Below are 12,701 nucleotides of genomic sequence, written 5' to 3'. Positions count from 1 at the left end.
GCGGGCGAGCGCGTGCAGCACGGCCCCGCACGCCATTGTGCGGGGCCACGGTTCGTGACGATGTGCCGCCTCCCGCGGCCGACCGGTGACGATCACTGGTCAGGGCTCCCATCGGGGCCGGCCGCGGGGGATCTTGGAGGGACTAACCCAGGCGCTGCACCAGCGCCCGGTACTCGTCCCACAGCTCCTTCGGGGTGTGGTCACCGAAGGTGTTGAGGTGGTCGGGGACCAGCGCGGCCTCCTCGCGCCAGACCTCCTTGTCGACCGTGAGCAGGAACTCCAGGTCCGAGTCGGCGAGTTCGAGGCCCTTGGTGTCGAGCGCGTCCTTCGTCGGCAGGATGCCGATCGGCGTCTCGACGCCCTCGGCCTTGCCCTCGAGACGCTCCACGATCCACTTCAGGACCCGGGAGTTCTCGCCGAAGCCGGGCCAGACGAACTTGCCCTGGTCGTTCTTGCGGAACCAGTTGACGTAGTAGATCTTCGGGAGCTTCGAGGCGTCCTTGTCCTTGGCGACATCGACCCAGTGGCCCATGTAGTCGCCCATGTTGTAGCCGCAGAACGGCAGCATGGCGAACGGGTCGCGGCGCAGCTCGCCGACCTTGCCCTCGGCGGCGGCGGTCTTCTCGGAGGCGACGTTCGCGCCGAGGAAGACGCCGTGGTTCCAGTCGAAGGACTCCGTCACCAGCGGTACGGCGGTGGCGCGGCGGCCGCCGAAGAGGATCGCGGAGATCGGCACGCCCTTGGGGTCCTCCCACTCGGGCGCGATGATCGGGCACTGCGAGGCGGGGACGGTGAAGCGGGCGTTCGGGTGAGCCGCGGGCTCCGAGGACTCCGGCGTCCAGTCCCGGCCCTTCCAGTCCGTCAGGTGGGCCGGAGTCTCCTCCGTCATGCCCTCCCACCAGATGTCGTTGTCGTCCGTGAGCGCCACGTTGGTGAAGACCGAGTTGCCCCACAGCGTCTTCATCGCGTTGGCGTTGGTGTGCTCACCGGTGCCGGGCGCGACGCCGAAGAAACCGGCCTCGGGGTTGATGGCGTACAGCCGGCCGTCCTCGCCGAAGCGCATCCAGGCGATGTCGTCGCCGATGGTCTCGACGGTCCAGCCGGAGATCGTGGGCTCCAGCATGGCGAGGTTCGTCTTGCCGCAGGCGCTCGGGAAGGCGGCGGCGACGTACTTGGACTCGCCCTGCGGCGGCGTCAGTTTGAGGATCAGCATGTGCTCGGCGAGCCAGCCCTCGTCGCGGGCCATGACGGAGGCGATGCGCAGGGCGTAGCACTTCTTGCCGAGCAGGGCGTTGCCGCCGTAGCCCGAGCCGTAGGACCAGATCTCGCGGGACTCCGGGAAGTGGGAGATGAACTTGGTCTGGTTGCACGGCCAGGCCACGTCCGCCTCTCCCGCCGCCAGCGGGGCACCCAGGGAGTGCACGGCCTTCACGAAGAAGCCCTCGGAGCCCAGCTCGTCGAGGACCGCCTGGCCCATGCGGGTCATGGTGCGCATGGAGACGGCGACATAGGCGGAGTCGGTGATCTCGACGCCGATCGCGGACAGCGGCGAGCCGACCGGGCCCATACAGAAGGGCACGACGTACATCGTGCGGCCCTTCATCGAGCCACGGAACAGGCCCTTCTCGCCGGCGAAGCTGTTTTTTTCTCCAGTAAAGATGGCCCGCATCTCCGCGGGGGCCTTCCAGTGGTTGGTCGGGCCCGCGTCCTCTTCCTTCTCGGAGCAGATGAAGGTGCGGTCCTCTACCCGGGCGACATCGGTCGGGTCGGAAGCCGCGTAGTACGAGTTGGGGCGCTTGATCGGGTCGAGCTTCTTGAAGGTGCCCTTCGCCACGAGCTCCTCGCACAGGCGCTCGTACTCGGCCTCGGAACCGTCGCACCAGACCACGCTGTCCGGCTGGGTCAGTTCGGCGATCTCGTTCACCCACGAGATCAGTTCCTGGTGAGTGGTGGGAACGACGGGGGGAGCCGCGATGTCGCGCGCCACGATTGCTCCTAAATGAGGGATTTTTGGTTGGAGGCCCCGTGGGGGCTGCGGCCCGGACGCTTGCCAGAAGGGGTACCCGGCGCTCATCCGGTGCCGACCGCACTCATTTGATCATCCGACGGGAGTGCCCATATGTCCAGAGGGCGTCACAGGTGAGCGAGCGTGAGGCTGGCCACGTCCGCTTCGGAGGACGGCCACGCGGGCGCCAACTCCCGTGAGACCATGGACACTCTTGACCGTCGGACTGATACGCAACCTACGGCTCCGTAGGTACGATTCGGCCTATGACTGCGTCCGTCCCCGACGCGAACACGGACCTGTCGGCCTCCGGCCGCGGTCCCGTCGCGCTCTCCCTGCCGCATCCGGTCAAGCCCAAGCTCCGGGGCTGGCTGCATCTCGGCATGTTTCCGGCCGTACTCATCGCGGGCCTGGTGCTGACCGCGCTCGCCGACTCCTCCAGAGGCCGCCTGGCCTGCGGGATCTATGTCCTTACGGCCTGCCTGCTGTTCGGCGTGAGCGCGCTGTACCACCGGGGCAACTGGAGCCCGCGGATGGACGGCATCCTGCGCCGGCTGGACCACGCCAATATCTTCCTGATCATCGCGGGCACCTACACCCCGCTGACGATGCTGCTGCTGCCGGAAGCCAAGGGGCAGTGGCTGCTGTGGGGGATCTGGGCGGCGGCGGCCGCGGGGATCGTCTTCCGGGTCTTCTGGGTCGGCGCCCCGCGCTGGCTCTACACGCCCTGCTACATCGCGATGGGCTGGGCGGCCGTCTTCTTCCTGCCCGACTTCATGCGCACGGGCGGGATCGCGGTACTGGTCCTGGTGATCGTCGGAGGCGTGCTGTACAGCGCGGGCGGCGTGGTCTACGGCATCAAGCGCCCGAACCCGTCACCGCACTGGTTCGGCTTCCACGAGGTCTTCCACTCCCTCACGCTGGCGGCCTTCGTCGCGCACTACGTCGGGATCTCGCTGGTGGCGTACCAGCACGCGTGACGCTCGAAGCTCCACAGGGCCACGGCAACCGCCGTGGCCCTTTTTCACGCCCGGAGATGGTTGACAGTAAGACTCTTTTGAGAGCTACTCTCATTTCATGGACACTGTCACTCCAGACCCTCGTCGTTGGTGGGCCCTCGGCGCCCTGGTCGCGAGCATGCTCACGCTCGGCTTCGACATGACGATCCTCAACGTCGCGCTGCCGACGATGGCGGCCGACCTGGGCGCCACGACCGGCGAGCAGCAGTGGATGGCGGACGCGTACGTCGTCGTCTTCGCGGCGCTGATGCTCCCCGCCGGACTGCTCGGCGACCGGTTCGGGCGGCGGCTGATGCTGATCGCCGGGCTGGGGATCTTCCTGGCCGGTTCCGTCGTCGGCGCCCTCGCCGGGGACGTGAACACGGTGATCGCCGCCCGCGCGGTGATGGGCGTGGGCGCCGCGCTGGTCACCCCGCTCGCGCTGTCCGTGCTGCCCTCGCTGTTCGGCCCCGACGAGCGCACCAAGGCCGTCGGCGTCATGTCCGCCGCCTCCGCGCTCGGCCTGCCGCTCGGCCCCATCATCGGCGGCTGGCTCCTGGACCACTTCTGGTGGGGCTCGGTCTTCCTGGTGAATGTCCCGATGGCCGCGCTCGGCATCGCCGCCTGTGTGTTCCTGCTCCCGGAGACCCGGGACCCCGCCTCCCCCAAGGTCGACACCGTCTCCACCGCGCTCACCGCGGCCGGGCTCGGCGTCCTGGTCTACGCGATCATCGAGGCCCCGGTCCGGGGCTGGGGCGACCCGCTGGTGCTGGTGATGCTCGCCGGTGCGGCCGTACTGATCGCCGCCCTGGTGCTGCGCGAGCGGCGCCTGACGCGCCCGATGCTCGACATGACGCTGCTCGCCCATCGCGGTTTCCTCTTCAACACCCTCGCCGCGACCCTGGTGATGTTCGTCCTGTCGGGACTGCTGTTCGTGCTCCCGCCCTACCTCCAGGCCGTCCTCGGCAACGACGCCCTCGGCACCGGAGTCAGGCTGCTGCCGATGATGGGCGGCCTGCTGGTCGCGGCACGCACGGCTCAGCCGGTCGTCGCCCGGTTCGGGGCGCGTGCGGTGGTGAGCGCGGGTCTCGCGGTGCTGTCCTTCGCCGCGCTCCTCGGCAGCCGTACGACCGTGGAGTCCGGCTACGGCTTCACCGCGCTGTGGCTCTCGGTCGCCGGGCTCGGCTTCGGTCTCGCGGTCGTCCCCGCCATGGACGCCGCCCTCGGCACCCTGCCCGCCGACCGGGCCGGCTCCGGATCCGGGCTGCTGATGACGCTGCGCCAGGTCGGCGGCGCGATCGGCATCGCCCTGCTCGGCAGTCTGCTCGCCGGGGTCTTCCGGGACCGGCTCGACGTCACCGGGCTGCCCGCCGGGGCCGCCGACACCGCCGGGGAGTCCGTGGTCGCCGCCCATGTCGTCGCCGAACGGACGGGCGCGGAAGCTCTGGTGGCCTCCGCGAACAGCGCCTATGTGCACGGCATGGGTGTCGTCCTGCTGGTGTGCGCGGTCGCGTCCCTGGTGGCGTCCGTGCTGGCCGCGGTGTTCCTGGCCGACGCCAAGGACACCGAGGAGTTGGTCCCCGCCTCGGCCGATGCCCGACAATGACCTGCATGACGGCCGCACGCACCTCCTCCGCCGACCTCTCCCAGCTGGGACTCCGTGAGCGGAAGAAGATCAAGACCCGGACGGCGATCCGTGCCGCGACCTATGCGCTGATCCGGGAGCAGGGCTACGACGCCACCACCGTCGAGCAGATCGCCGAGCGCGCCGAGGTGTCGCCGTCCACCGTCTTCCGGTACTTCCCGACGAAGGAGGACATCGTCCTCACGGACGAGTTCGACCCGCTCCTGCTCGACGAGATCCGCGCGCGGCCCGCCGACGAGCCGTGGATGGACACCCTGCGGCATGTGATGACGAAGGCCATCGGCCTCGCTCTCGAAGAGGATGCCGAGGTCCTGCGGCTGCGGTCGCATCTGATGGTCCAGGTGCCCACGGTGCGGTCTCGGATGCTGGAGTCCATGTCGGTCACCGGCCGGATGCTCAGCGAGGCCGTCGCCGAGCGCACCGGCCGGGACCGGGAGAGCCTGGAGGTCCGCGTCTTCACGATGTCCCTGATCGGCGGCCTCGCGGAGATCACCATGTACTGGGCGGAGCACGAATTCCGCGACGACCTCCACGACCTCCTGCACCGCGCCCTGGACGTCATCGAGCACGGCCTTCCCACCGAAAAGCCCTGAGCCCGCGGCCCTCCCCCATGACATCCTGACCGGGTGAGCGCACCGGAGATCCACCTCGAAATCGCCCCCGAGCTGGCCCTGTTCGTCCCGCACGGACGCCGGTCGGGCGCCACCCCCCTCGTCACCGACGGAGTCTCCTCCCTCGGCCATGTCGTGGAGTCCCTCGGCGTGCCGCTCACCGAGGTCGGGGCGCTGGAGGTGGACGGCCGCGAGGTGCCGGTGTCCTACGTCGCCAAGGCGGGCGACTCGGTCCGGGTGAAGGCGGTCGAGCGCCCCCAGCGGGTGCCGGGCGCCCCCCTGCGCTTCCTCCTCGACGTCCATCTGGGCACGCTCGCCCGGCGCCTTCGCCTGCTCGGCGTGGACACGGCCTACGAGTCGACGGACATCGGCGACCCGGCCCTCGCCGCGCGCTCAGCCGCCGAGCAGCGGGTGATGCTCAGCCGCGACCGGGGCCTGCTGCGGCGCCGCGAACTGTGGGCCGGCGCGTATGTGTACAGCACCCGCCCCGAGGACCAACTCCGGGACGTCCTGGAGCGGTTCCGCCCCGAGCTGCATCCGTGGACCCGCTGCACCGCCTGCAACGGCCTGCTGAAAGAGGCCACGAAGGAGGAGGTCGCGGACCAGCTCCAGGGCGGGACGCAGCGGTCGTACGACGTGTTCGCGCAGTGCCAGGAGTGCGGACGGGCGTACTGGAAGGGCGCGCACCACGAGCAGCTGGTAGCCATCGTGGAACGCGCGATTGCGCTCCGCTCCGAGCGCAGTTGATGGTACGCGCCGCGGGGAACTGCGGGCCGGCCGTGGCTGGTCGCGCCCGCGCGGCGGAGCCGCATATCAAATACAGCCCCGCCGCCCCTTTCGGGGCGCCTCAGCGCCTCGTCAGATCCTTCTTGCCGCAGGCTGTTCCGTCCCCGTTCCGGTCCAGCCTCAGCGGGTCGTCCTTGCCGTTCACCTTCAGTCGGCCGTAGTCGTTTGCCTTCAGCCAAGCGCAGCGAGCCGCCGTCGTCTTCTTGACCTCCTTGGGGAAGGCCGTCGGGACGCAGACGTTCGCCGAGCCGTAATGCCGGTCGCAGCCGGCGACCGTCGGGCTGACCTTCTGCGCCGCGCGCTTCTTGCCCGGCCCCGTGACCATGCCGGACAGGTCGTCCGCGAAGGAGTGGACGTGGGCCGAGGCGTCCGTCGACTTGAGGGCCGTGGGGCCTTGCAGGTGGACCCACTTGGCCACCGACGGGACTCCGTTGGCGTCGACCGCGAAGAGCATGTACCAGCCGGGCGGGGCCAGGTTGGGGTTGCTCGTCACGTTCAGGTCGATGTTGTTGCCGTCGACGGACAGCGGCAGATCGACGAACCGCTGGTTCGGGTCCGAGGAGTGCGTCACAGCCGCCGGGCGGATCAGCTCCGCCTTGGCGATGGGCCGGTCGACGGTGATCCGCTGGGTGTCGCCGTAGTTCCACTCCGTGTCGATCACCGAAGTGATCGTCGGACGCGCGCCCTTGAGGAGATAGGGCGGGGTGTAGATCGACACGTTGTGGTTCCAGGAGCCGTTGCCCGGGTTGTCACCGGTGGTCATCACCCGGCCGTCCGGGAGCAGGAACGCCGAGGAGTGGTAGCCGCGGGCCTCGGGGTCGGCGGCGACCTCGTCGAAGGTCTCCGTCGCCGGGTCGAAGATCGACGTCTCGTAGACCGGGTTGGCGCGGTTGTGCAGCGCGCCGCCCGTCTCCAGCACCTTGCCGTCGGGCAGCAGTACGGCGGAGACGTACATCTTGCCCTGGCCGCCGGTCTGCGCCACGGGCCCGTTGCCGAGGTCGACCGTGCCCTGCGGGATCGGCGGCCCGGCCACGTACGACGGGTTCGGCTGCTTGAGGTCGATGATGTCGGTCAGCCGGTTGGCGTCCGGGTTGGAGTCGATGTTGCCACCGCCCAGGGTGAGCACCTTCTGGTCCTGCGCCGGAGGCAGCAGGACGCTCGCCGACTGGTCCCGCTCGTCCTTGTTCTGCAGCCCCGGCACCTGGGTGACGGAGTTGGCGCCGTAGTCGTAGATCGCGGAGCCGGTGCCCGGGATGTTGTTGCCGAAGACATGGCTGCCGGAGTAGAAGAGGCGGCCGTCCTGCATCAGGATCATCGACGGGTACAGACCCCAGTACGACCAGGTCTGGTTGACCTTCCACAGTTCGAGCCACTTCTGCTCGGCCTGCGAGAACACCTCCGCCGTCACCGACCCGGTGGAGTCCTCCTTCAGCCCGCCGAAGGAGATCACGTCACCGTTGCCGAGGATCGTCGCCGACGGGTACCAGTGGCCGTCGTTCATGTCGTTGGTCTTGGTGTACGTCTCGGTCTCGGGGTCGAAGATGTACGAGTCCTTGTACCCCTGGTAGCCGATCGTGCCGTCCGCCGACGGATAGCCCTTGTTGCCGCTCATCACCAGCACCCGCCCGTCCTGGAGCTGGACATGGCCGGCGCAGAACATGTCCTTCGGGGTGGGGACGATCTTGTAGGAGCCGTTGGCCGGGTCGTACACCGCGGAGGTGAAGGTGCCCGCCTCGAACATCTCCTCGCTGTTGCCGGAGCCCGCGATCAACAGCACCTTGCCGTTGTGCAGCACGACGGAGTGCATCGAGCGCACCGGGTTCTGCACCGGCAGCACGTCCCAGCGGCCGTTCGCACACTCCTCGGCGGTGCCCGTGCAGTCCGGCGGCGGCGTGACGTCGGGGACCTGGTCCATCGTGTAGTCGTCGGTGGTCGCCGAGCCGGTGCCGTACACCGAGACGCCCCAGCTGATCCGGTCGGTGCCGGCCGGGACCTCGGGGGTGCGGACGGTGGCCTCGGTCCAGTCCCCGGCCAGGTCCAGCGTCTTGAGGTCGGTCCAGTACTGCCAGCCGGCCGTGGTGTCGTGCCGGAAGAGCGTGAGGTTGGCGTCCGGCGTGGTCGTCTTGTACCAGAGGCCGAGGTCGTACTGCTTGCCCGGCGTCACCACCGGCGCGCAGTCCGCGGACTCGGTGATCAGCGCCTTGCGGTCGCCCTCGACCCGGCGGGTCAGCGTGACCTTCATGGCCTTCGAGCCGGAGTGGGCGTCGGCGACGGTCTCGTAGGAGAAGTCGTTGTCGCCCCAGCCGGACTTGGACCAGCAGAACGGCATGTCGCCGGTGCCGGCGGTCTCGAAGCCCGGGTTCTTGATCAGGTTGGCGGCGGAGGCGGGGTGAGGTGTGATCAGGAGGAGGCCTGCGGTGAGGGCGCCCACCGCGAACAGGGCCGTTCTCCGTCGGTGTCTCATGCGGTGCTCCTTGCTGTGCGGCTCCTGTGCGGCTCCCCGCCGGACGTTCTGCGGGGCAGGTAGACCAGCGCCTCGGTGGCGGCGAAGCGCAGGACGAACGTGGTGACCAGGGCGAGCGCGGTCGCGGACAGGGCACCCATCCCGAACTCGCTGACGAACAGCGCGATCAGCGGGATGCGCAGCACCAGATCGGCGTTGGCGAGCAGCGCGAACCGTCCGGCGCGGTCCCACCAGCGCCGGTGCAGCCGTCGGTCACGGAACAGCAGGTGTTCGATGAGCAGGAAGTTCCAGGCCACGCCGAACTGGTTGGCGACGATCTCGGCGGGCAGATAGTGCATGCCGAATCCGGTGAGGATCCACAGGGCGAGCAGGTTCGGGACGAACCCGGAGGCGCCGATCAGACCGAAGCCGATCATGCGGGCGGCCGGGGACGCGGTGCGCAGGCCGACCAGATGGCGCAGAAAGCGCAGGCCCTCCTGGGCGGTCGACTTGGACTCGCCCGCGAACCGGTCCTGGAAGACGAACGGCACCTCGGCGACCTGACGCGGGCGGCTGCGGACGGCGAGTTCGAGGAGGATCTTGTAGCCGAGGGGCTTGAGGACGTCGGCGGTGACGGCCTGGCGGCGGATCGCGAAGAAGCCGCTCATCGGGTCGCTGATGCCGTGCAGCCGCCGCGGGAAGAGGGACTTGGTCAGCCAGGTCGCGCCACGCGACACCGCGACCCGGTAACTGCCCGCGAGCCCGGCCCTGCTGCCGCCCTTGATGTACCGGGAGGCGACGACGAGTCCGGCGTTCGCCCGCTCGCCGGTGGCCACCAACTCCGGGACCAGGGACGGCGGATGCTGACAGTCGCCGTCCATCACGACGATCCAGTCCGAGGTGGCCGCCTTCAGCCCCTCCACGACAGCGCCGCCGAGCCCGCCGACCGGCTCGTCCCGGTGGATGACGGCCACCGGGAACGGGCAGTCCTTGGCCGCCTCCTTGATCACCTCGGGGGTGTCGTCGGTGGAGTCGTCCACGAAGACGACCTCACAGGGCAGCCGGGTCGGCACCGACTCGGTGATCTGGTGCAGCAGTTGGCGGATGTTCGCCGACTCGTTGAAGGTCGGCACGACGATCGTGACCGCGCCGGGCTCGGGGACCTCGGAGGCCTCCAGATCCGGTACGGGCGTGGTGTATTCCTGGCTCATCGCGCGCCTCCCGCGGTCTGGATCTGCCGGATCTCGATGCGGTCCTCGCCCTTGCCGAAGACGGCGACGGGCGTCGAATGCTCCATGGCCGCCTTCACATTCGGCAGGTCGGCCGCGTCGCGCCGTACGGTCGGAGAGGCGACGACGTAGTCGATGTCACGCCAGCCGCCCGGCATGGTCTTGGTCACCGCGGGGTCGAGGTCGGCCTTGTAGAACCAGATGACGCCGTCGCCGGGCCGGTACCCGGCGTGCACCAGGTCCAGCCAGAGCGCGTCGTCGACGAGGACCCGGGTCTCCTCGGGCTCCTCCACCTCGGTGCTGAGCCACTTCGAGGCCTCCCGATAAGGGGCGTTGGCGTCGGCGGTGACGGCGGTGCGGTCACCGTCGTACCAGCGCGGTACGACGTAGGCGCCCGCGCCGAGTGCGAGGACGGCCGCGAGGGTGTATCGGCCCGCCGGGTGCAGCCGTCCCTTGCGCAGGACGGCGTGGGCGACCGATGCGGTGCCCCCGGCGAGGACGAGGGCGAGGAACGGCAGCGCCTGGATGATGTACATCGCGGGCAGATAGCCGCTCGGGCGCATCGCGACCAGCGCGAGGATCGCCACCGCGGCACAGGGCCCGGCGAGCGCGCGGGCGGTGACCGACCAGCGCCAGGTGGCGAGCAGCAGGAGCGCGCCCGCGAGGCCGCCGAGGGGCAGGACACGGTCGTAGTAGAGCCACGACTGGAGCACCCCGTACGAACCGGACCCCTGGTCGAGGATGAAGCCCGAACCGGGCCTGGTCATCTGGTACTGGATGCCGTCCCAGAGCGAGACATGCCCGCTGCCGGGGAACAACTCGCCCTTCAGCAGGGCGAAGAGGGGGTACGACAGACCGATCAGCGCGCAGGCGGTGATCGCGCCGGTCACCGCGAACTTACGGGTGTCGCGGTGGCTGTGCCGCCACATGGTGACGAGGACCGCCGGCAGGACGAAGAGCATCGTCTCCTTGGTCAGTACCGCGGTCGCGGCGGCGATGCCCGCGCCGAAGTGGTGCCAGAGGTGACGGCTCGGGGACGCGGCGAGGGTGAACGCCAGCAGCGTCCACATCACAGCGAGGTTGTCGAGGAAGATCTCGCGCTGCAGGATGACCGACAGCGGCGAGAGCCCGAACAGGACCATGCCGAGCCCGGCGGCCCAGCGCGGCAGCGACAGCCGGCGCCCCAGCACATACACCAGGACCGCGCTGATCCCGCTGACCACCAGCATCACGGCCCGCATCGAACCGACGGTCATCGAATCGGGGCTGATCAGCGACGGTATCCAGGTGAGCAGGGCTATCTGCACCCAGCCGAAGGGCGGGTGGTCGTACCAGTACGTGTAGTGGGCGAGCCCCCGGCCCTCCTGGACCGCCCAGGCCTGGGCGAGATAGGTGCCCTCGTCGTCGCTGAGCGTCGGGTAGGCGGCGATGTTCCAGCCCTGCACGACGAGGATCGCCGCGAGGAGCACACAGCACAGGATCAGGTCGGGTCGGGAGGTACGCAGCCTCTTCGGCGGGGCCGTTCGATCGGTCGAACCGGTTTCCGGCGCAGGCTGCCGCTGCGCGGGGACCTCGGTGGTCACCGCGGGGAGGGTGGAGGTCACGCAGGAACGTCCTCTCGGATCACTTCGGCCTGGTTGAGGTGTGCGCCGACATGGGAGGTCAACTCCCAGTCGTTACGGCCGCGTTGCTCGCGCCAGACGGCACGGATCGCGGCTCCGGCGAGCAGCACCTGGTAGAAGGGACCGCCGATGATGAGCTTCAGGTAGTGCACGAGGCGGACGCGAAGTCCGTACTGCTTGCCGAAGTCGTGCAGTCCGACGACCTCGAAGACGAAGGTGACGAGCGCGGTGACGGCCGGCAGGAAGGTGATGAACGCGATGGACACCGGCACATCGAGGAAGAGGGCGACCGCCACGTTGAGCGGGATGATCAGACCGGTGAAGGCCTGCAGGAACGGCGTGACGAGCGTGTAGCGGGCGAGCATCCGCTGCCCGAAGGTGGGCAGTTGCTTCCAGTCCTTCTTCCGGTAGACCTGAAGGAAGCCCTGGTTCCAGCGGGTGCGCTGCTTGAGCAGCGACATCAGGCTGCCGGGGGTCTCCTCCTTGGTCACCATGTCGGAGTCGTAGGCGACGACGACCTTCTTGCCGACACTGGACAGCCGTACGCCCAAGTCGCAGTCCTCGGCGAGGCAGTCGGGGTCCCAGCCGTCCGCTGCCCGCAGCACGTCCGTCCGTACGAAGACGGTGTTGCCGCCGAGCGGGATGAACCCCTTCTGCGCGTGCAGATGGAGCCGGGAGCGGAACCAGAAGAAGTACTCCAGGCAGTTGCGCAGGCTGTACCAGCTGGAGTGGAAGTTGATCAGCTGCACCCCGCCCTGCACGACATCGGCGCCCGTGGAGCGGAAGGCGTGATCGACGTGGGCGAGCAGCTCCGGGTGGACCTGGTCCTCGGCGTCGAAGACCCCGACGACATCGCCGCGGCAGTGCGGCAGCGCCGTGTTCATGGCCTTCGGCTTGTTCTTCTTCTCGTGGGTGTCGACGACCACCCGGACCCGTGGGTCGCGGGCTGCGGCCCGCTCGGCGACCTCCGTGGTCTCCGGGTCGTCGTGTCCGACGATGACGATGATCTCGAAGTCGGTGTGGCTCGACTCCAGCAGGCGCTGGATGGTGTGGTCGAGCACGGCTTGTTCATGCCGGGCCGGAAGCAGCAACGAGAACGACAGATGTTCGCCGCCGTCCGGTCTGCTGAACCGGGTGGAGGCGAGCACTTCCGGCGTACGCCAGGCGTGCATCTGCCACCACAAGGTGAACGCCGCCATCCAGAACAGAGCCAGCGAGACGACAGCGATGAAGACAGACGTGAGCAACAGATCCCCCCAGATCCCCAAAACCCCCTGTCGCGACAGACAGTCACACCCGTCGCGCCACTGTGCAGAGATTAAGGGGGAACTGTGAAGCGTGGGCGCTGTTCCGATAAATAGC

The 12,701-nt window shown here is 69.0% G+C and carries 9 protein-coding genes; 4 read left to right on the top strand and 5 right to left on the bottom strand.

Features of this window, described 5'->3' with window-relative positions; translation table 11 throughout:
* Positions 1-142 precede the first annotated feature (142 nt).
* A complete protein-coding gene (locus tag OHT76_RS27445; protein ID WP_328873521.1) occupies positions 143-1,987 on the bottom strand; it encodes a phosphoenolpyruvate carboxykinase (GTP) in 1,845 nt (614 codons plus the stop codon).
* 284 nt (positions 1,988-2,271) lie between these two features.
* On the opposite strand from OHT76_RS27445, the gene trhA reads away from it, so the two are divergent.
* The 4 genes from trhA to OHT76_RS27425 all read left to right on the top strand — a co-directional run bounded on the left by trhA (position 2,272) and on the right by OHT76_RS27425 (position 6,006).
* Positions 2,272-2,985 (top strand): PAQR family membrane homeostasis protein TrhA, encoded by a 714-nt coding sequence (gene trhA / locus OHT76_RS27440; protein WP_328873520.1) that lies wholly within the window; start codon positions 2,272-2,274, stop codon positions 2,983-2,985.
* A gap of 97 nt (positions 2,986-3,082) precedes the next feature.
* Positions 3,083-4,609 carry a DHA2 family efflux MFS transporter permease subunit gene (locus tag OHT76_RS27435; RefSeq protein WP_328873519.1) on the top strand — a complete coding sequence of 509 codons (1,527 nt, stop codon included), beginning with the start codon at positions 3,083-3,085 and terminating at the stop codon, positions 4,607-4,609.
* Between the two features lie 5 nt (positions 4,610-4,614).
* The gene (locus OHT76_RS27430; RefSeq protein WP_443049840.1) at positions 4,615-5,241 is read left to right on the top strand and encodes a TetR/AcrR family transcriptional regulator; all 627 of its coding nucleotides are present in this window, start codon (positions 4,615-4,617) and stop codon (positions 5,239-5,241) included.
* Between the two features lie 33 nt (positions 5,242-5,274).
* On the top strand, positions 5,275-6,006 hold the full coding sequence (locus OHT76_RS27425) for a Mut7-C RNAse domain-containing protein (protein WP_328873517.1): 732 nt from the start codon (positions 5,275-5,277) through the stop codon (positions 6,004-6,006).
* Positions 6,007-6,106: 100 nt separating this feature from the next.
* Here the strand turns inward: OHT76_RS27425 and OHT76_RS27420 are convergent, their stop codons facing one another.
* From OHT76_RS27420 to OHT76_RS27405, 4 genes are read right to left on the bottom strand one after another with little or no spacing between them, the layout of a single operon-like run.
* Entirely contained in the window at positions 6,107-8,509 is a 2,403-nt protein-coding gene (locus OHT76_RS27420; protein ID WP_328873516.1) for a galactose oxidase-like domain-containing protein, read from the bottom strand.
* A complete protein-coding gene (locus tag OHT76_RS27415) occupies positions 8,506-9,699 on the bottom strand; it encodes a glycosyltransferase family 2 protein (protein WP_328873515.1) in 1,194 nt (397 codons plus the stop codon). Before OHT76_RS27415 ends, OHT76_RS27420 begins: the two co-directional genes overlap by 4 nt.
* Positions 9,696-11,321: an ArnT family glycosyltransferase gene (locus tag OHT76_RS27410; RefSeq protein WP_328873514.1), complete on the bottom strand. Its 1,626-nt coding sequence runs from the start codon at positions 11,319-11,321 to the stop codon at positions 9,696-9,698. The genes OHT76_RS27415 and OHT76_RS27410 overlap by 4 nt, the downstream gene beginning before the upstream one ends.
* The gene (locus OHT76_RS27405; RefSeq protein ID WP_328873513.1) at positions 11,318-12,586 is read right to left on the bottom strand and encodes a glycosyltransferase; all 1,269 of its coding nucleotides are present in this window, start codon (positions 12,584-12,586) and stop codon (positions 11,318-11,320) included. The genes OHT76_RS27410 and OHT76_RS27405 overlap by 4 nt, the downstream gene beginning before the upstream one ends.
* Positions 12,587-12,701: the final 115 nt, after the last annotated feature.

It is taken from the genome of Streptomyces sp. NBC_00287 (genome assembly GCF_036173105.1).
Lineage (GTDB): Bacteria > Actinomycetota > Actinomycetes > Streptomycetales > Streptomycetaceae > Streptomyces.
This window is presented reverse-complemented; position numbering and strand designations above follow the sequence as displayed.

Coding starts and splice junctions, on each gene's coding strand:
- OHT76_RS27420 (WP_328873516.1), bottom strand. CDS start 8,509: ATGAGACACCGACGGAGAACGGCCCTGTTCGCGGTGGGCGCCCTCACC.
- trhA (WP_328873520.1), top strand. CDS start 2,272: ATGACTGCGTCCGTCCCCGACGCGAACACGGACCTGTCGGCCTCCGGC.
- OHT76_RS27435 (WP_328873519.1), top strand. CDS start 3,083: ATGGACACTGTCACTCCAGACCCTCGTCGTTGGTGGGCCCTCGGCGCC.
- OHT76_RS27430 (WP_443049840.1), top strand. CDS start 4,615: ATGACGGCCGCACGCACCTCCTCCGCCGACCTCTCCCAGCTGGGACTC.
- OHT76_RS27415 (WP_328873515.1), bottom strand. CDS start 9,699: ATGAGCCAGGAATACACCACGCCCGTACCGGATCTGGAGGCCTCCGAG.